We start from the raw sequence: 17,604 nt of genomic DNA, 5'->3' as shown, positions 1-17,604 counted from the left end.
TCCGGCCTACAATTCCCCCCGTAGGCCGGGTAAGGTGCAGCCGTCACCCGGCAAAAACGATTACTGCGGGAACCACTGCTCGCTGATTTTCTGATAAGTGCCGTCAGCTTTAATCGCTTTCAGGGCGCCGTTCAGTTTTTCCAGCAACGCTTTGTTATCCGGGCGAACTGCGATACCCAGACCGGTGCCGAAGTATTGTGGATCGGTCACTTTCTCGGTTGCTGTACCCAGTTGCGGGTTGGTTTTCAGCCACTCGTTCACCACGGCGGTGTCACCAAACACGCCATCAATACGGCCGTTTTTCAGGTCGATAATCGCATTCTGGTAGCTGTCATAGGCCACGGTTTTCACTTCAGGATGTTTGTCCTGAAGGTATTTCTGGTGCGTGGTGCCGTTTTCCATACCGATGCGTTTGCCTTTCAGCTCGTCAAAGGATTTATAAGCACCTTTCTTCGCAATCACCACGGCGGAGTTCGCGTAGTACGGGTCGGTAAAGGAAACCTGCTTGCTACGCTCTGGCGTGATATCCATACCGGAGATCACCGCGTCGTATTTTTTGAATTTCAGCGACGGGATCAGGCTGTCAAAGGCGTGGTTAGTGAAAGTGCAGTCGGCCTGCATCTGTTTGCACAGCGCTTTTGCCAGGTCGATATCGAAACCGACGATCTGGTTGCTGGCATCCAGTGATTCAAAAGGTGGGTAAGTGGCAGATACGCCGAAATTGATTTTATCTGCGGCTGCTGCGCCAGCGGCGAAAGTTGCCAGTAATGCGGCCAGAACTAACTTTTTCATTTTAATACTCCCGTCTGTCAATCTGTCTTATGCGCCGTGTCTGCGGCATGGACGTACAATGCCAGTGATTGAATTTATATGCAATAAAAATGATTAAATATTATTTTATAAATAAAAAAAGACGGGCAGTGTTTAGACTTGCCCGTCTTTTTGATTTGTGATTATGCAAAAGTTGATTTAATTGCGGCGTTCAAACGCCAGCGCTTTGCGCTCGATTAAACGCATCATCAACGTCAGCAAACCATTCACCACCAGATACACCAGGCCCGCTGCGCCAAACACCATGACATCGTAAGTGCGTCCATACAGGAGCTGCCCGTGGCCCATCACTTCCATCAGCGTGATGGTGTAGGCCAGAGAGGTACTCTTGAATACCAGCACCACTTCGTTGGAATACGACGAGAGCGCACGTTTAAACGCATACGGCAGCAGGATAGCCAGCGTGTCTTTCTTGCTCATCCCCAGCGCACCGCAGGATTGCCATTGTCCTTCCGGGATCGCACGGATCGCACCGTAAAACAGCTGCGTGGTATAGGCCGCGCTGTTCAGCGAAAGTGCAATCAGGGCGCACAGCCACGGTTCGGAGAGCAGATGCCAGATAACCGGATAGTCCTGTAATGACGGGAACTGCCCTGGCCCGTAGTAAATCAGGAAGATCTGCACCAGCAGCGGCGTACCGGTAAACAGGGTGATGTAGCCGCGCACAATCCACACCAGCACTGGCGTTTTCAGCGTCAGGATGATGGTAAAAATAAGCGCCAGGATCAGCGCCACGATGATGGACGCCACCGTCAGCGTCAGGCTGGTGTGCAGCCCTTTCATCAGCTCGGGTAAATATTCAAGCATCAGCCTGGTCTCCGTTCAAAACGCGTTGCACGCAGGTCAATACGTTTAAGGATGTACTGACTCAGCAACGTGATCACCAGGTAGATAGCGGCGGCCACAATGTACCAGGTAAACGGCTCCTGGGTACGGGTCGCGATACTTTTGGTTTGCAGCATCAAATCGTTCACGCTGATAAGGCTCACCAGCGCCGTATCTTTCAGCAGAACCAGCCACTGATTACCCAGCCCCGGTAGGGCATGGCGCCACATCTGCGGCATCACCAGACGGAAGAAGATGGCGGATTTCGACAACCCCAGCGCCTGGCCGGATTCCCACTGCCCCTGAGGCACCGCTTTTAGCGCACCGCGCAGCGTCTGCGACGCATAGGCAGAGTAGAGCAGGGAGAGCGCGATCACGCCGCACAGGAACGGGCTGACGTCAAAATTCTCAATCTGCATCTGAATCGGGATCTGTACCACACCAAGATTGATGGTGAAGCCATCTGACAGCATCAGCAGCAGTTGCGAGGAGCCGAAATAGATGAACAGGACCACCAGAATCTCGGGTAGTCCACGCAGCACGGTCACCAGCGCTGAGCCCGTCCAGGCGACGGGGAACCATTTAGCTGATTCCCACACCGCGAAGAACATCGCCAGCACCAGGCCGATAATGAGTGCGCAAACGGCAAGGCCGACGGTCATCCCGGCGGCGCTTGCTAAAGGAAAAATTTCATTCATCAGGAATTACTTCTGGAACCATTTTTTGTAGATGGTTTCGTAAGTGCCGTCTTTTTTCACTTTTTCCAGAGCGGCGTTGAATTTCTGCTGCAATTCGGTGTTGCCCTGGCGAACTGCGATACCCAGGCCGGTGCCGAAGTAATCTTTATCCGTCACTTTGTCGCCCACAGAGGCCAGCTTGTCGTTCGCTTTCAGCCACTCAGTTACCACGGCGGTATCACCAAATACGCCATCGATGCGGCCATTTTGCAGATCCAGCTTCGCGTTCTGATAGCTATCGTAAGGAACGGTGGTGATTTCCGGATGTTTATCCATGATGAATTTCTGGTGAGTTGTGCCGTTCTGCACGCCCACTTTCTTGCCTTTCAGCTGATCAACGGAGGTGTATTTTCCTTTTTGACCAATGAACAGGGCAGAGTTGTCATAGTAAGGGGTAGAAAACAGAACCTGTTTTTCACGCTCAGGGGTGATGTCCATGCCCGCCATTACGGCATCAATACGGCGGAACTTCAGGCTTGGGATCAGGCTGTCGAACGCCTGGTTGCTGAAGGTGCAGGTTGCGTCGATCTCTTTACACAGGGCGTTAGCCAGATCGACATCGAAGCCAACAATTTTGTTGTTCGCATCGATGGATTCAAACGGAGGATAAGACGCTTCAGTGGCGAAACGAATAGTCTGGGCTGCGGTAGCGGAAAGGCTGACGCTCGCAAGCAGTGCTGCAATCAATACTTTTTTCATTATCATTTTCCCTAACACATCAGTGAGATAAGTAATTTTTAAAGGCATCGGTTTGCGGATTTGTGAAGCAGCTCGCATCGCCTTGCTCGACGATAAATCCGTTTTCCATGTAGACCACGCGGCTGGCGGTTTTGCGCGCCACTTCCACTTCATGGGTTACGATAACCTGCGTAATGTTGGTTTCCGCCAGTTCACGGATGATGCTCACGATCTGGGCGGTGATTTCCGGGTCGAGTGCCGCGGTCGGCTCATCAAACAGCAGCACGGCCGGTTCCATCATCAGTGCGCGGGCAATGGCCACACGCTGCTGCTGACCACCGGAAAGGTGCAGCGGATAACGATCGCTGTAAGGCTTAAGACGCAGACGTTCCAGCAGTTTTTCGGCACGAGCCATCGCCTGTTCTTTGCTTAAACCGAGCACGCGACAAGGCGCTTCAATCAGGTTTTGCAGTACGGTCAGGTGCGGCCAAAGATTGTATTGCTGAAACACCATTCCCACGTTCTGACGCAGTTCGCGAATGGCTTTATCAGACGGCGTTTTCGCGAAATCAAAGTGGTTACCGGCAATCGCCAGCGTACCTGAACGAGGCATTTCAAGCAGATTGAGGACACGCAGAAGGGAGCTTTTGCCTGCGCCGCTTGGGCCGAGCAAAACCAGCGTTTCGCCCTCTGGGCAGTTCAGCGTGATGTCGAACAGCGCCTGGTGTGCGCCGTAGAAGCAGTTAATGCCGTTTAGTTTAATACTCATCGGGGCAGTCTTTACTCATCCAGGCAATCTATAGCAATTGAGGCCGCAGATAGTACCGTTGACAGAATAGTTATGCAATATTTATGCGTTAAAAGTTAAATATAACCCGTAATACCTTCTAAACATAGCACAAAATAGCGAAGGGCAATGGCGGCGAGTATAAATGTCGGCATTCCGCATGAAATGCCGTACATTTTACGGGGTTAACAATTTTATAACGGATGGTTTAGCGGTTCTCAATCGACTGGCGCAGCGTGCCTGCCGGGGCATGAACACTGCCGCCCACGTAGCGTACGTCGTCGATAGCCCAGCACTGTCCTTCGCGGATCATCAGCACTTCATCCTGCCAGGATTGGGTTCCCTGGGTGAGCTTCACGCGCAGAGGAATGTTTCGCGCATCGGTATTAGGAATGGTGGATGCGCTGGCGACTTCGGCGCTGTCAGGGAGCGTTGTGCGGCTGGAGAAGGGATCGTCTTTCAGCAACGTATTATGCTGCGGATCGCGACTTGCATCATTCAGCAGTTTCGCCAGACCATCGCTCAGATACGGGCGCAGCGCGGTAATGTCATTATTGCGGTGCTGAATACGATAATCATAGAACTGCTGTGCCACAGTATCCGGACCACCGTCTATGCAGGGGCCGCTGCGCGTTCCGATATCCTTAAAAGCCGGTGTAACCGTCGTGGTGCAGGCGCTGAGCACCAGCGCGCATGGCACTAAAAGCGTTAAAGCAGAGTAGCGCATGTTGATTTCCTTATTTATTAACTATCCTTTCAATCATAGCGTAACGAACCGATAATGCTGGCTGAGTTGCACCCTAAGGCATTGAACGCTAAAGAAGGAGAGAAACGATGCAGTTTTCAACAACGCCAACCCTGGAAGGGCAGCCGATTATCGAGTATTGCGGTGTGGTAACGGGCGAAGCCATTCTGGGCGCGAATATCTTCCGCGACTTTTTTGCCGGTATCCGCGACATCGTCGGCGGGCGCTCTGGCGCATATGAAAAAGAGCTGCGTAAAGCGCGCGAAATTGCGTTCAAAGAGCTGGGCGAGCAGGCCAAAGCGCTGGGCGCTGATGCGGTTGTCGGGATTGATATCGACTACGAAACGGTAGGCAAAGATGCCAGTATGCTGATGGTGAGCGTCAGCGGCACGGCGGTGAAAACCCGCCGATGAAGCGTTTGCTCTCCACGCTCCTGCTGGCGCTGTTGCTGGCAGGGTGTGCCACTGAAAAAGGCATTGTCGATAAAGGCGCATATGAGCTGGATACCCGCCACCAGGCGCAGGCCGCGTATCCGCGTATTAAGGTGTTGGTTATTCACTACACCGCCGATGATTTTGACAGCTCGCTGGCAACACTGACGGATAAAAACGTCAGCTCACATTATTTGATCCCCGCACATCCTCCCGCACCTGACGGTAAACCGCGCATCTGGCAACTGGTGCCGGAGAGTGAGCTTGCCTGGCACGCGGGTATTAGCTTCTGGCGTGGCACGAACCGTATAAATGATACCTCTGTGGGGATTGAGCTGGAAAACCGCGGCTGGCAGAAAACGGGCGGAAATAAAACGTTCACGCCGTTTGAACCGGCGCAAATTGCCGCGCTTATCCCGCTTGCGAAAGACATTATTGCCCGTTACCACATCAAACCGGAAAACGTGGTCGCGCATTCCGATATCGCCCCACAGCGCAAAGACGACCCAGGCCCGCTGTTCCCGTGGCGTGAGCTCGCGCAGCAGGGTATTGGCGCATGGCCCGATCCGGCGCGCGTCGCGTTCTATATCAATGGGCGGCCACCTTCTCAGCCAGCGGAAACTACCGCATTGCTGGATGTACTCGCGCGTTACGGTTATGAGGTCCCGGAAAATAGTACCGAGGCTCAGCAAAAACGGGTGATTACGGTATTTCAGATGCATTTCCGCCCACAACGCTGGGATGGTGTAGCTGATATAGAAACAATGGCTATTGCCGAAGCGCTTTTAGAGAAATACGGGCAGGGGTGATCCTTCGGTATCACCCGAATTCTTACACTTTTCCATCACTTGCTTGAGATTAATCTTAAGTTCAATCTCAATTAATTTATAGTTAATTGACTTAAAATTACCCGAGTTTAATATAGACACATAGCTTGCTAAGCATCTTCAGGGATTACGTTAATACTGATTGTCTATTTTCAGTAACTGATCCTGGTTTTGATTCAATAATACGCCGGGTAATTTAATTCACTGGCATGTGTATTCTATATTAATAATTTAATCATCTTAAACGGGTATAACAATGTTAAGCATTTACGGTAAAAAACTGCGTCCACACGATGAAATGGAAACCATTATTTCTGCAACGTCATCGTATGAAGAAAAAACGTTAAAGAAATGGCAGAAAATCTCGACGGTAGATTCTGAGTATATTCATGTTATCGTCAGCGGTGAAGTTGAGTTCCGCCGTGCATCTGACGAGCTGTGCATGTTTACATTACAAGGGCAGTGCATTTTTGGTCTGTCAGCTATTTTTTATAACTCCTCTCATATGTACGGACTGGTGCGAGCAAACACGGTAGTGCGCTCTATCAAAAAAGACGATTTTGCACGCCTGATGACAGAGAAAAACCTGTGGCCTGAGCTTACCAAAGTGCTCTCATGGTATATCTGCCTGCTGAGCAAGCGCGATGACGTGCTGGTTGCCCGCAGTGCCTATTCCGTTGTCCGCGAATTTTTACTTGAGATCAATGAACTGATTGTAAATCATCAACGTGATATCAACGTTTATGATTACATTCAGGAATACACCAACCTGGCGCGGAGTACCATTATTAAAATCCTCTCAGACCTGAAAAAAGGACAATATATTGTTGTCGAGAAAGGTCGCCTGATTAATATGACATCATTGCCAGAAAAATATTGATTATTCCAGCCGATCTCCTTTCTTAACTAAAGGAGACTGTTTTATCTCTTTATTAATGCTGTGTTTTTGTGAAATATCCTGCGTTTCGTCAACGGGCGGCGCGGGAATTTTCCCCTGCGAGTAATCCTGCTGTTGTTCCTGCAATGCCTGCTTAAATAATTCTTTTAATGATGCATCGTTATTATCCGCACTGTCGGAGGCATTATCATGCGCTTCTGTTCCTGGCAGGGTATCCCGTGAAGTGTCATGCGCAACATTGCCATCCGGTGCTTGTTGCCAGTCTGTATCATCGCTATTGAGCGGCAGATCCTGCATTGCCGGCAGATGTGCACTTACATGCTGAGGTGCCGGTTTCGGTTGCGGGTGCGGGAACGGTTTGCTCACGTACACATAATGCATATCTGAAAGTTGGGTTTCCGGCTTTGCGATGCTCACTTTTACCGGCTCAGGTGCCGGGTGTCGCAGGTTCCAGTAAGTGTGGGCATAAAGCCCGGTTATCAGCATGGCGCACAAACCCACTATCCATAACAGGAACAGGCCAGCGATCTTTTTAACGTCGGGAAAACGATACGAAAACCAGACGGCTTCCCCGGTGGTGTAACTGCGCTGGGCCGCAAGACATATCGTGGACATTATGATTGTTTCTCCTGCGTTTTCGCCCCGGCGGCTGGCTGAGATGCCTGAATAAGTACGCTTGGGGTCGTGTTGGTCACACGCATCAGTTGCATCAGCGTGTCTTCACCTGGAATACCATCTACGTGCAGGTTCATTTGTTGCTGGAAAATACGGGTGCGTTGCATTAGTTCTGCCGTCCAGCTTTGGGCTTGTGTTTCCGGGCGGGAAAGCGCCTGGCTCAGCTGGCTGTCGAGCCACGCAATATCTTTATTGCTGCTGGCTGCGCTGATCTCATCTTTACCTGCGGGCGTCAGACGGTGCAGCTGGGTGTAATTCCCGGTGGCATGTTGGTTGAACCAGCTGCGGCTCACCTGCCAGGTGCGGTTATTCATTAACAGATCCATGGAGTCATTCCCGGCGCGGGCAACAACGGCATAGTTAAGATGATTGCCGGTTTTCAGTTCACTCACCCACGGGTAACCCTCCTGTGCCAGCTCTGCCACCGGGGCACTGCCTTGTTTGCACATCAGGTTCACCTTCGCGGCGTTCTGGCACAGCGCATCCTCTGCCGAGGCATCGTAACCCCACATGAGATACAGCTGATGCATTGCATCCGGCTGGTTAACCATTTCGCCATCGATTGCAGGAGCCACCGGCATTTTTACCTGCGGTTTTTGTTGTTTCCAGCTTGCCGGAACGGGCAGCTGAACAGGCAGTTTTGCGCTAAGGGTGGATGTCAGATACCAGCCGCAGGCGGCGAAGAGTACAGAGGCAAACAATCCAACGGTGGCCAGCTGTTTACGGTGGCTCACTGGCGGAAGGGCTTCGCCTGCCGCGAGGCGTAAATGGCGCGGCCCAACCATCGGAGCGCGTTCTGTCCATGCGGCCAGCATCGACAGATGGGCAAGTTCATTCAGTTTACTGATGTTGCCTTTGGTCAACGCGTGAAGTTTACGCACGCGGGCAGGAGCCAAAGGGGATGTTTCAGCGCCATGCTCTTCACACTGAGCCTGCACATAACTGAGAAATTCGCGGCAGGTCAGCGCCCGGAGAGCGTGGTGCGTATGCACATATTCCCGAAGACCGGACTGCGCCAGCAGGTGAGCTTCCTGTTCGGCTGCGCCCATCAGTACCACTGACAACGAAATCTCGCGCTCCTGAGCACGGGTCAACAACATAGCGAGCAGATCATGACAGCTCTCTTTCATTGCTTCGATATGCGAAATCACCAGCACCTGATGCGTTGCTCTGCGCGAGGATGACGCCTGCTGCCAGTGGCCCAGTACCATATCAATCGCCTGAATACGGGACGCACTCTCTTTGGTGCCAGGGTTGAGTTTATACAGCAGGCTGCTGGCGCTCAGTTTCGGGAAGGCATTAATTGCCAGGACTGTCTGGTCGCCTTTCTTTAAGGCATCACCAAACTGACGGGTCAGTTGAGCATCGTTGCAAAAGAGTCCAGTTACCCCCACCTGCCGGGTTTTTTCTTTCAACAGGTTAAATACATCCTGGTGATAGGGAACGAAAAAGTCGCCTGACAGGCGAGTGACTTTTCTGAATGGCGGAGTGTGAAAGTTGAAATGACTCTGATACATAACGTCTTACCGGCTCTTTATATGAATAGCAATGGTGCGAAAAGTAAGGTAAGCCGGGGTTCCGGTCAATTTACAAACAGGGTAAAAATAACCTCCTGATACGCCTTAACATCTGGTTTTTTAACGGTCAATATTTTTCTGTATGAAAGTTAATGGCAATGCCAGTAGTCGATAACGAACCGCCTGACTATTATTTGCATCACATATTGGCGCAGCACGCTGCTGCTTATTTTCGCTTTGCTAAAGGCCAGATGAATAATGAGGTTCTCATTTCTTTCCCGGTTGATTACGCCCTGTATTATGTTTGTATTGCTGATTTTTTGTGGTCAGCAAGGGTACGTCATCATTAAAGATTATAAAAAAGTTACCACCAAGTTAGCTAATGCTGATAAACAGCCCAAAAAAAGTCGCCGTGAAGATAAAAACTTTGCACTTTTTACGGCTGCGATACGCCAGGTTAACCAGTCGCAAGCGGTAAAAACACCGCTGGCTGCAGAGGTTGAAGGCATCGTAAGCAGTGACGACGCCTGGCTTTCCTTTGCCATGATCAAGACGTCTGGCGGGCAAAAAAGCTACCGAGAAGGCGAGACGCTCAGCGGTTTTAATGGTGCTTTTATCGAAGAGATTAATAAAGATAATGTGGTGGTTAATTACGAAGGTACTACGCAGGTATTGGCATTAAAGAAACCTGATTACTTTAAAGGGGGCGTAGATAGCGGCCCGGTAACCAAATCGACAAAAGATGCTGGCGCTGACAGCCTGCATCTTGATGATTATCTGGTATTAAAGCCGTTAATCGAAAAAGGCCAGCTGGAAGGCTATAACCTTAATCCACGGAACGTATCATCTTTCTACAGCCATACCGGGCTGGAAAAGGGAGATGTGGCGGTGAAAATTAATTCAGTCGATATGACCGAAGCGTCACAGGCGAAAAGTATTATTGCTAACTGGTCGAAAATGAAAGAGGCGGAGATCGTCGTCAGGCGTCATGCTCACCTTGAAAATATTCGGATTAATGTTCTAAACAATTAACAAGTGTACAGACATGAAGAAATTTCCATGGGCGTGCGTGGCGCTTACCGCATTGTCGTTATATTCCGGTTCGCTGTTTGCAGCAAACTTTAGCGCCAGTTTTAAAAATACCGATATTCGTGAATTTATCGATACGGTAGGTCGTAATTTAAATAAAACTATTCTGGTCGATCCTTCCGTTCAGGGAACGGTATCCGTCAGAACCTATAACGTGCTGACGGAAGATGAGTACTACCAGTTCTTCCTGAGCGTGCTGGATCTGTACGGTTTGTCGGTGATCCCGATGGATAACGGTATGGTGAAAGTGGTGCGCTCAAGCGTGGCGCGTACCGCAGGGGCCCCGATTGCCGACAGTAAAAATCCGGGCAAAGGGGATGAAATTATCACCCGCGTTGTGCGCATGGAAAATGTGCCTGTGCGTGAACTGGCTCCGCTTCTGCGCCAGCTCAACGATGCCTCGGGCATTGGCAACGTGGTGCATTTCGAGCCGTCTAACGTGCTGTTATTAACCGGTAAAGCCTCGGTGGTGAACCGCCTGGTGGATCTGGTTGAGCGCGTCGATCGCTCCGGAATGCAGCGCCGTGAAATTGTCCCACTGCGTTATGCCTCGGCCAAAGAGCTTTCCGACATGTTGAACAACCTCAACAACGAAGAGCAGAAAGGGCAAAACGCGCCGCAGCTGGCGACCAAAGTGGTGGCAGATGACGAAACCAACAGCCTGGTTATCAGCGGGTCGGAAGGTGCACGGGCACGTACCCGCTCGCTTATCGGCCAGCTGGATCGCGAGCAGAATAACGAAGGTAACACGCGTGTGTTCTACCTCAAGTATGCCAATGCCGCCAAAGTGGTTCCGGTTTTAACCGGGATTGGCGAACAGCTGAAAGACAAAGCGGGGGCGGCAAAAGCGAAAACCGCCACTGCGACAACAGATCTGAATATTACGGCTGATGAATCCACCAACTCGCTGGTGATCACCGCCCAGCCAAACGTTATGAGCTCGCTGGAGAAGGTGATCGACAAGCTCGATATTCGTCGTCCACAGGTACTGGTCGAGGCGATCATTGCTGAAGTCCAGGACGGAAACGGACTGGATCTTGGCGTGCAGTGGACGGGTAAACACGGTGGGGTACAGTTTGGGTCCACGGGCTTACCGATAAGCCAGGTGAAGAATGGCAACCTGAAAGGGGTGAGCTTCACCGGTATGGCAACCGGATTCTTCAACGGCGATTTCGGTGCGCTGATGACGGCACTCTCTACCGAAGGCAAAAACGACATTCTTTCCACACCGAGCGTGGTGACGCTGGATAACAAAGAAGCCTCGTTCAACGTCGGCCAGGATGTACCGGTGCTTTCCGGCTCGCAGACTACCAGCGGCGATAATGTCTTTAACTCCGTTGAACGTAAAACGGTCGGCACCAAGCTGAAGATTGTTCCGCAAATCAACGACGGCGACATGATTCACCTGAAGATTGAACAGGAAGTGTCCAGCGTGGATAACAGCGCCACGGAAGATGCCAGCCTCGGCCCAACCTTCAACACGCGCACCATCAATAACGAAGTGATGGTGCACAGTGGCCAGACGGTTGTACTGGGCGGTCTGATGGAAAACGTCACCAAACAGTCGGTATCGAAAGTGCCGCTGCTGGGCGATATCCCGCTGGTGGGGCAGCTTTTCCGCTACACCTCGCAAGATACCTCTAAGCGCAATCTGATGGTCTTCATCCATACCACCGTTCTGCGTGATGACGACAACTACAGCGCGGCAACAAAAGAACGTTACGACCAGATGCGTGCGCGCCAGCAGCAGCGTATTGAAGAGAAGAAACTGGGCATTGTTGCCCCCACGGATAACGCCGTGTTGCCTTCTTTCCCTGAACAGAGCGGCGTTGCACCGGTGAAAACCAGTAGCACCACTACCTCGCGCAATCCGTTTAAAGAGTAAGGCAGGGGCGTAACGTGGACGAACTGAGTAAATTTCTGTGCAGCGGCAGCTACGCGAAAGACAACGGCATCCTGTTTTACAACGACGATGTCTATGTCCGTGACGATGTACCGGCGTTTGCGCTGCTGGAAATGCGCCGGGTACTGGGACGTTCTTTTGTTCCCGTGACCCTGACGCCGGAATCATTTGAAGAGATGCTGGCGAAAATCTGGCAACAGAACAGCGGTGTCTCACAGCAGCTGGTTGACGACATGGATGCGGATATCGATCTGATGGCGTTAACCGAGGAGATCCCCGATAACGAGGATCTGCTGGATAACGACGAAAACTCGCCGGTGATCCGCCTGATCAACGCCATTCTTGGCGAGGCGGTAAAAGAGGGCGCGTCGGATATTCATATCGAAACTTTCGAACGCACGCTGAGTATCCGTTTTCGTGTCGATGGCGTGTTGCGACCGGTACTGCAACCCGCGCGAAAACTCGCGCCGCTGCTGGTCTCGCGTATCAAGGTGATGTCAAAACTCGATATCGCGGAAAAACGCCTTCCGCAGGATGGCCGTATTTCGCTGCGTATTGGCCGTAAGGCTATCGACGTGCGTGTTTCCACCATTCCGTCGCAGTATGGCGAGCGCGTGGTCATGCGTTTACTCGATAAAAGTAACCTCAAGCCGGATATCAACAAGCTCGGCCTGATTGATGAAGAGCTGGAAAAGTTAAAAGGGCTGATTGACCGCCCGCACGGCATTATCCTGGTCACCGGACCGACAGGCTCCGGTAAAAGTACCACCCTGTACGCTATTCTTTCGGCGCTCAATGGCCATGAACGCAACATTCTGACCGTAGAAGACCCGATTGAATATGAGCTGGAAGGGGTGGGACAGACGCAGGTTAACCCGCGCGTGGACATGACCTTTGCCCGCGGGCTACGCGCAATCCTGCGCCAGGACCCGGATGTGGTGATGATCGGGGAAATTCGTGACGGCGAAACTGCGCAAATTGCAGTGCAGGCGTCGCTAACCGGTCACCTGGTCATGTCTACGCTGCATACAAACAGCGCCGCAGGGGCGATTACGCGTCTGCGGGATATGGGGCTGGAGTCATTTTTAATCGGTTCATCGTTGCTCGGTGTCATTGCCCAGCGTCTGGTGCGTCGGCTGTGTACTCACTGCCGCACGACCAGTCCGCTGGACGACAATGAAAAAGTACTGTTCAGCTTTATGGAAACCCCGCCAAAGGCAATTTATCGCGCCGTGGGGTGTGAACATTGCCGCCAGAGCGGCTATCAGGGACGTGCGGGCATTCATGAATTCCTGGTGGTAGACAGCACCATGCGTCGTGCCATTCATGAAGATAAAGATGAAATGTCCATCGAAACGCAGCTCTTTAAGCAGGCCTATAGCCTGCGGGAAAACGGCCTGCTGAAGGTGATTAGCGGCGTCACGTCACTTGAAGAAGTGATGCGGGTCACCGCCGAACGTGGAGGCGATGACTGATGGCCTTCTACGCATGGACGGCAACGGACGCAGCGGGGAAAACCCGGCGCGGCACGTTGCAGGCCGAGGGGCAAAAGCAGGTTCGCCAGATGCTGCGTGAACAGAAGCTAATGCCCGTAAGTATTACCGAAACCCGCGAGAAGGCGGCGGCGGGGAAAGCCGCAACCGGCGCCAAACTCTCCACGCCTGTGCTGTCGATGTTTACCCGCCAGCTCTCTACGCTGGTCAATGCCGCATTGCCGCTGGAAAGCGCGCTAAAGGCTATTTCGAAACAGACGGAAGACAAAAAGCTGGCGTCGATGGTGGTGGAGATCCGCGAAAAAGTGGTGGAAGGGCATACGCTGTTTGACGCTTTTAGCCAGTTTCCGCGCACCTTCGACAAGCTCTATTGCACGCTGGTGATGGCGGGTGAGAAAACCGGGCATCTGGGCGATGTGCTGGAAAAGCTGGCGGAATACAACGAACAGCGCCAGAAAATGAAAAGTAAGCTAACGCAGGCGATGGTCTACCCGATCACCCTGACGGTGGTGGCGATTGCGGTGATCAGTATTCTGCTGGTGGCGGTGGTTCCGCAGGTGATTGAACAATTCACCCATATGAAACAGCAACTGCCGATAACCACCCGCACGCTTATCGCCGTAAGTGATTTTTTGCAGGCCTACGGGATTTATATCGCCGGCAGCCTGGCAGGAGCGTTTGTCGGGTTTAAAGCCTGGATCAGAAACGGCAAAAACCGCTTTCTGTGGCACAGCTGGCTGGTGAATGGCTCGCCGATTAAAAAGCTGGTGTGCGCCATTAACAGCGCCCGCTACATCCGCACGCTGAGTATTTTACAGGCGAGTAGTGTCCCGCTGCTGGAGGGGATGTATATCGCGATGGATGGTATCGAAAACCTCCGCGCGCGACAGGTCCTGGAGCAGGCGGCCGATACCGTTCGCCAGGGGGCGTCATTATATGCGGCACTGGAACAGGCGAAACTCTTCCCGCCGACCATGCTGTACATGATTGCCTCCGGTGAAGAGAGCGGTGAATTAGGCAACTTAATGGATCGCGCGGCAGAAAACCAGGAATCCGCGTTACAGCACCGCATTACATTAACACTGTCGGTTTTTGAACCGGCGCTGGTGGTATCAATGGCGACGATAGTTTTATTTATCGTGCTGTCAATATTACAACCGCTTCTGCAACTTAATAACATGGTAGGTTAATTAAATGGCTATAAAACGTAAAAACCTGGCTCGCCAGGCGGGCTTCACTTTGCTCGAATTAATGGTGGTAATTGTTATTCTCGGCGTTCTGGCGAGTATGGTCGTACCCAACTTAATGGGCAATAAAGAAAAAGCGGATGCCCAGAAAGCAACCAGCGATATTGTTGCGCTCGAAGGTTCACTCGATATGTATAAGCTGGATAACCACCGTTATCCAACCACCGAACAAGGCTTGCAGGCGCTGGTGACAAAGCCTGAGATTGCGCCAATCCCAAATGGCTACCGCGCTGATGGCTATATCCGCCGCCTGCCACAAGACCCGTGGGGAAGTGATTATCTGCTGGTCAGCCCGGGTGAACACGGCGCTGTAGACGTATTTTCTGCGGGCCCGGACGGTGAAGCGAACACCGCAGATGACATCACAAACTGGTCACTCGACAAACAAGCAAAATAATGAAAAAGCAACGCGGCTTTACATTGCTGGAAATTATTCTGGCGCTGGTGATATTTGCCAGTTGCGCCATGATGGTGGTGTCAACAATACCGTCACGCAGCGGTGCGGATATATTTGGCCAGCAATTAAAAGCCCTTGTGGATTATGGTTCCGATCGTGCAGTGATGGACGGAAATATCGTCGGGCTGGTTATCACGGCTGAAAAATATCAGCTGGTGACGCTTGAAGAGAAAAATGGCGAGCGGCACTGGGTGCCATTATCTGCCGGGCGAATTACTACCCGTGGGGATTTTCCCGAAGAGATGCACGTTTCGCTTTCCCCGCAGCGACTGGCCGCCACGACAGATGCCGAGCCGCAAATCGTCTTTCTGCCTGACGGGGAGATCGGCCGTTTTACGCTTGCGTTGCAAAGTTACGATAAACAGCACCATTTCCGCGTGGTGTCGCAGGGCGCGGCGCCCGTTTCGGTGGAGAACGATGACTAAACGCAGAACGACGCAAAAAGGCATGACGCTGCTGGAGGTGATGGTCGCGCTGGTTATCTTCTCCACCGCCGCGCTGGCGCTGATGAACTCCGTCTCCCTTAACGTGCGCTTTACCCACGGCCTTGCCGAAACATTGCAGGCCAGCTGGGTGGCCGAAAACCAGCTGGCGGAAGCACAGCTCAGCAAAAGCGATTTCCCGGATGCTGAAGAACAGGGCACTGAGCTGATGGGCGGGCGCAGCTGGAACTGGCAAAAGCAGCGGGTAAAAACCGCCAGCAATGTCTGGGCCAACGAAATCCGCGTCTATGCCGAAGGCGATGAAAGCCAGCCGGTGATAGCGCTGCGTATTATTCCGCCAGGAGAGATCAAGTGAAAAACACGCAACGTCAGCGCGGTTTCACCCTGCTGGAGATCATGATTGCACTCACTATTTTTGCGGTGATCAGCACGCTCGCCTGGCAAATTCTGGACGGCGCGATGCGTACCAGCTCGGCAACAGATGCCAGCGCGGCAAAGCTTAACCAGGTTCAGCGCGCCTGGAGCCTGATGGAGCGCGATTTCTTTCAGCTTCAGGCGCGCGCGCCGCGTAATGAGCCGGATGTGTTCCGGCAGGATGAGAACGCCATCGAATTGACCACGCTCAACGGCGTGAGCGGAACGGTGCAGCTGGAGCGTGTGCGCTGGCGGCTGGAAGAGGGGGTTTTGTACCGCGATGTCTGGCCCGCTATCGATGGCCCGGAAAATATAAAACCGGATGAAGTGCCCGTTGTGCGTGAGGTGAAGTCGATGCAGTGGCGTTTTTACCTTAAGGGCTGGCAGAAAAGCTGGACGGATAACACCCATCAGCCGGAAGGGGTTGAGCTGAGCCTGACGATGGAAAATGGCGATACCTGGCGTTGGGTATTCACCACCCCCGGGGATATGCCTGAGGTCGCGGCTGCCCCGGAGAAAAAAGATGAGCAAGCACCGGCAGCACCTGGCGCAGTGCCAGCACCAACGGCGCCGCCGGTTGCCACAGGAGCAGAGCCATGAGCCGGGTGAACAAACAGCGAGGCGTTGCCCTGCTGGTGGTGTTGATCCTGCTGGTGATGATGTCAGCGCTGGCGGCCAAAATCAGCCAGCAGTTCTGCCGCAATCTGCAAAAAACGCACTACCAGGTGAGTCAGCAGCAGTTGCGCTGGGCCATGCTGGCGCAGGAGAAGGTGATCAAAGACACCCTGCAAACCGATGCCAGCGGTGAAAGTAAAGCGCTGGCACCCGAGGGTGACTGGCATCAGCCGCTGGAGACCCAGGGCGATAACTACACGGTGGTGAGCCAGGTTGACGATGCGCAGGACTGTTTCAACGTCAATAACCTGCTGGCCGCCGACACATCCGCTCAGGCGCAAAACGCGCCTGCTGTGGTGGAAAAACCGCGCAAAGAGCAGATTGTTGAGCAAATTCTGACCGATGGCGGTATCAGCCAGACCTCCGCCGAAGAGGTCTATCTCCAGCTGGCGGATTACCTCGATGGCGATAGCACCACGGTTAAAGAGGGTGCTGAAATTGACGCCTGGGCAGGGGTTGTCCCGGCGCGGCAGCCCGCGAATCAGATGATGCGCAACATTGCAGAAATCAAGCTGCTGCCGGCGTTCCCCGCATCGGCGTATTCGAAAGTCAGCACGCTGTTGTGCGCGCTGCCAGACATGGCCGCGAAGGTGGACGTGAATACCCTCAAACCGGAAAACGCAGCCGTTCTGGCAGCGCTCTTCCCGGGGAAGTTAACGGAAGATGACGCCGCCCGACTGCTTGATGCCCGTCCCGAAGGGGGCTGGGAAAGCGTTGAGGCGTTCAGCAAAGCACTGGAGCAAAACTTCCCGCAGTTAAAAGACGATTTGCCGCAGGTTGCAGAGCAGATAGCCATCAATAGCCGCTATTTTCGCGTCAACTATACCGGCAACACTGACGATTTAACGCTTCGCGTGGTCAGCCAGCTTCAGGTTAATAACGAAGCCGGCGAGATTGTGACGTGGCAACGTCGTTACCGAATGATTGAATAA

20 protein-coding genes are annotated in these 17,604 nt (G+C 52.7%); 12 read left to right on the top strand and 8 right to left on the bottom strand.

All coding sequences use genetic code 11. From position 1 onward, the window contains the following. Positions 1 to 60 precede the first annotated feature (60 nt). From artJ to ACS603_RS05790, 6 genes are all read right to left on the bottom strand, one after another. Positions 61 to 792, bottom strand: coding sequence for an arginine ABC transporter substrate-binding protein ArtJ (gene artJ / locus ACS603_RS05815; protein ID WP_182060172.1), 732 nt, complete (start codon positions 790 to 792; stop codon positions 61 to 63). A gap of 177 nt (positions 793 to 969) precedes the next feature. Continuing rightward, positions 970 to 1,638 carry an arginine ABC transporter permease ArtM gene (artM, locus tag ACS603_RS05810; RefSeq protein ID WP_182060173.1) on the bottom strand — a complete coding sequence of 223 codons (669 nt, stop codon included), beginning with the start codon at positions 1,636 to 1,638 and terminating at the stop codon, positions 970 to 972. Then, positions 1,638 to 2,354: an arginine ABC transporter permease ArtQ gene (gene artQ, locus ACS603_RS05805; RefSeq protein ID WP_182060174.1), complete on the bottom strand. Its 717-nt coding sequence runs from the start codon at positions 2,352 to 2,354 to the stop codon at positions 1,638 to 1,640. Before artQ ends, artM begins: the two co-directional genes overlap by 1 nt. A 6-nt stretch (positions 2,355 to 2,360) precedes the next feature. After that, positions 2,361 to 3,092, bottom strand: coding sequence for an arginine ABC transporter substrate-binding protein ArtI (artI, locus tag ACS603_RS05800; RefSeq protein WP_182060175.1), 732 nt, complete (start codon positions 3,090 to 3,092; stop codon positions 2,361 to 2,363). Positions 3,093 to 3,111: 19 nt separating this feature from the next. Next, positions 3,112 to 3,840, bottom strand: coding sequence for an arginine ABC transporter ATP-binding protein ArtP (gene artP / locus ACS603_RS05795; RefSeq protein WP_182060176.1), 729 nt, complete (start codon positions 3,838 to 3,840; stop codon positions 3,112 to 3,114). A 226-nt stretch (positions 3,841 to 4,066) separates the two neighbouring features. Continuing rightward, positions 4,067 to 4,585 carry a lipoprotein gene (locus ACS603_RS05790; protein WP_182060177.1) on the bottom strand — a complete coding sequence of 173 codons (519 nt, stop codon included), beginning with the start codon at positions 4,583 to 4,585 and terminating at the stop codon, positions 4,067 to 4,069. A 107-nt stretch (positions 4,586 to 4,692) separates the two neighbouring features. Between ACS603_RS05790 and ACS603_RS05785 the strand changes: the two genes are divergently transcribed. The 3 genes from ACS603_RS05785 (at position 4,693) to ACS603_RS05775 (ending at position 6,741) form a co-directional block, all read left to right on the top strand. Continuing rightward, a complete protein-coding gene (locus ACS603_RS05785; RefSeq protein ID WP_112012253.1) occupies positions 4,693 to 5,016 on the top strand; it encodes a heavy metal-binding domain-containing protein in 324 nt (107 codons plus the stop codon). After that, positions 5,013 to 5,843 (top strand): N-acetylmuramoyl-L-alanine amidase, encoded by an 831-nt coding sequence (locus ACS603_RS05780; RefSeq protein ID WP_474943914.1) that lies wholly within the window; start codon positions 5,013 to 5,015, stop codon positions 5,841 to 5,843. Before ACS603_RS05785 ends, ACS603_RS05780 begins: the two co-directional genes overlap by 4 nt. 274 nt (positions 5,844 to 6,117) lie before the next feature. Then, the gene (locus ACS603_RS05775) at positions 6,118 to 6,741 is read left to right on the top strand and encodes a helix-turn-helix domain-containing protein (protein WP_182060179.1); all 624 of its coding nucleotides are present in this window, start codon (positions 6,118 to 6,120) and stop codon (positions 6,739 to 6,741) included. Here ACS603_RS05775 and ACS603_RS05770 read toward each other — a convergent pair whose 3' ends face one another. Beyond that, positions 6,742 to 7,374 carry a hypothetical protein gene (locus ACS603_RS05770; protein ID WP_474943913.1) on the bottom strand — a complete coding sequence of 211 codons (633 nt, stop codon included), beginning with the start codon at positions 7,372 to 7,374 and terminating at the stop codon, positions 6,742 to 6,744. Then, positions 7,374 to 8,951: an ExeA family protein gene (locus tag ACS603_RS05765; protein WP_474943912.1), complete on the bottom strand. Its 1,578-nt coding sequence runs from the start codon at positions 8,949 to 8,951 to the stop codon at positions 7,374 to 7,376. The genes ACS603_RS05770 and ACS603_RS05765 overlap by 1 nt, the downstream gene beginning before the upstream one ends. Positions 8,952 to 9,251: 300 nt before the next feature. Here ACS603_RS05765 and gspC point away from each other — a divergent pair, with 300 nt between their 5' ends. From gspC to gspK, 9 genes are read left to right on the top strand one after another with little or no spacing between them, the layout of a single operon-like run. Further along, positions 9,252 to 9,983, top strand: coding sequence for a type II secretion system protein GspC (gspC, locus tag ACS603_RS05760; protein WP_474943911.1), 732 nt, complete (start codon positions 9,252 to 9,254; stop codon positions 9,981 to 9,983). Positions 9,984 to 9,996: 13 nt separating this feature from the next. Beyond that, positions 9,997 to 11,925, top strand: coding sequence for a type II secretion system secretin GspD (gspD, locus tag ACS603_RS05755; RefSeq protein ID WP_182060184.1), 1,929 nt, complete (start codon positions 9,997 to 9,999; stop codon positions 11,923 to 11,925). Between the two features lie 14 nt (positions 11,926 to 11,939). Continuing rightward, the gene (gene gspE / locus ACS603_RS05750) at positions 11,940 to 13,418 is read left to right on the top strand and encodes a type II secretion system ATPase GspE (RefSeq protein ID WP_182060185.1); all 1,479 of its coding nucleotides are present in this window, start codon (positions 11,940 to 11,942) and stop codon (positions 13,416 to 13,418) included. Then, a complete protein-coding gene (gene gspF, locus ACS603_RS05745) occupies positions 13,418 to 14,626 on the top strand; it encodes a type II secretion system inner membrane protein GspF (RefSeq protein WP_315688222.1) in 1,209 nt (402 codons plus the stop codon). Before gspE ends, gspF begins: the two co-directional genes overlap by 1 nt. 4 nt (positions 14,627 to 14,630) lie before the next feature. Next, a complete protein-coding gene (gspG, locus tag ACS603_RS05740; RefSeq protein WP_182060187.1) occupies positions 14,631 to 15,080 on the top strand; it encodes a type II secretion system major pseudopilin GspG in 450 nt (149 codons plus the stop codon). Beyond that, entirely contained in the window at positions 15,080 to 15,565 is a 486-nt protein-coding gene (gspH, locus tag ACS603_RS05735) for a type II secretion system minor pseudopilin GspH (RefSeq protein ID WP_182060188.1), read from the top strand. The genes gspG and gspH overlap by 1 nt, the downstream gene beginning before the upstream one ends. After that, positions 15,558 to 15,938, top strand: coding sequence for a type II secretion system minor pseudopilin GspI (gspI, locus tag ACS603_RS05730; RefSeq protein WP_182060189.1), 381 nt, complete (start codon positions 15,558 to 15,560; stop codon positions 15,936 to 15,938). The genes gspH and gspI overlap by 8 nt, the downstream gene beginning before the upstream one ends. Then, a complete protein-coding gene (gene gspJ, locus ACS603_RS05725) occupies positions 15,935 to 16,597 on the top strand; it encodes a type II secretion system minor pseudopilin GspJ (protein WP_474943910.1) in 663 nt (220 codons plus the stop codon). The genes gspI and gspJ overlap by 4 nt, the downstream gene beginning before the upstream one ends. Beyond that, positions 16,594 to 17,604: a type II secretion system minor pseudopilin GspK gene (gene gspK / locus ACS603_RS05720; protein WP_474943909.1), complete on the top strand. Its 1,011-nt coding sequence runs from the start codon at positions 16,594 to 16,596 to the stop codon at positions 17,602 to 17,604. Before gspJ ends, gspK begins: the two co-directional genes overlap by 4 nt.

The organism is Enterobacter sp. Li2LvB3 (genome assembly GCF_056156645.1).
This window is presented reverse-complemented; position numbering and strand designations above follow the sequence as displayed.

Bases quoted from the DNA above. Each gene is read 5' to 3' on its own strand.
- gspC (WP_474943911.1), top strand. From the start codon at position 9,252: ATGTTTGTATTGCTGATTTTTTGTGGTCAGCAAGGGTACGTCATCATT.
- ACS603_RS05775 (WP_182060179.1), top strand. From the start codon at position 6,118: ATGTTAAGCATTTACGGTAAAAAACTGCGTCCACACGATGAAATGGAA.
- artM (WP_182060173.1), bottom strand. From the start codon at position 1,638: ATGCTTGAATATTTACCCGAGCTGATGAAAGGGCTGCACACCAGCCTG.
- artJ (WP_182060172.1), bottom strand. From the start codon at position 792: ATGAAAAAGTTAGTTCTGGCCGCATTACTGGCAACTTTCGCCGCTGGC.
- ACS603_RS05785 (WP_112012253.1), top strand. From the start codon at position 4,693: ATGCAGTTTTCAACAACGCCAACCCTGGAAGGGCAGCCGATTATCGAG.
- gspK (WP_474943909.1), top strand. From the start codon at position 16,594: ATGAGCCGGGTGAACAAACAGCGAGGCGTTGCCCTGCTGGTGGTGTTG.
- gspD (WP_182060184.1), top strand. From the start codon at position 9,997: ATGAAGAAATTTCCATGGGCGTGCGTGGCGCTTACCGCATTGTCGTTA.
- ACS603_RS05790 (WP_182060177.1), bottom strand. From the start codon at position 4,585: ATGCGCTACTCTGCTTTAACGCTTTTAGTGCCATGCGCGCTGGTGCTC.
- gspI (WP_182060189.1), top strand. From the start codon at position 15,558: ATGACTAAACGCAGAACGACGCAAAAAGGCATGACGCTGCTGGAGGTG.
- ACS603_RS05780 (WP_474943914.1), top strand. From the start codon at position 5,013: ATGAAGCGTTTGCTCTCCACGCTCCTGCTGGCGCTGTTGCTGGCAGGG.
- ACS603_RS05765 (WP_474943912.1), bottom strand. From the start codon at position 8,951: ATGTATCAGAGTCATTTCAACTTTCACACTCCGCCATTCAGAAAAGTC.
- artP (WP_182060176.1), bottom strand. From the start codon at position 3,840: ATGAGTATTAAACTAAACGGCATTAACTGCTTCTACGGCGCACACCAG.
- ACS603_RS05770 (WP_474943913.1), bottom strand. From the start codon at position 7,374: ATGTCCACGATATGTCTTGCGGCCCAGCGCAGTTACACCACCGGGGAA.
- gspH (WP_182060188.1), top strand. From the start codon at position 15,080: ATGAAAAAGCAACGCGGCTTTACATTGCTGGAAATTATTCTGGCGCTG.
- artQ (WP_182060174.1), bottom strand. From the start codon at position 2,354: ATGAATGAAATTTTTCCTTTAGCAAGCGCCGCCGGGATGACCGTCGGC.
- gspF (WP_315688222.1), top strand. From the start codon at position 13,418: ATGGCCTTCTACGCATGGACGGCAACGGACGCAGCGGGGAAAACCCGG.
- artI (WP_182060175.1), bottom strand. From the start codon at position 3,092: ATGAAAAAAGTATTGATTGCAGCACTGCTTGCGAGCGTCAGCCTTTCC.
- gspG (WP_182060187.1), top strand. From the start codon at position 14,631: ATGGCTATAAAACGTAAAAACCTGGCTCGCCAGGCGGGCTTCACTTTG.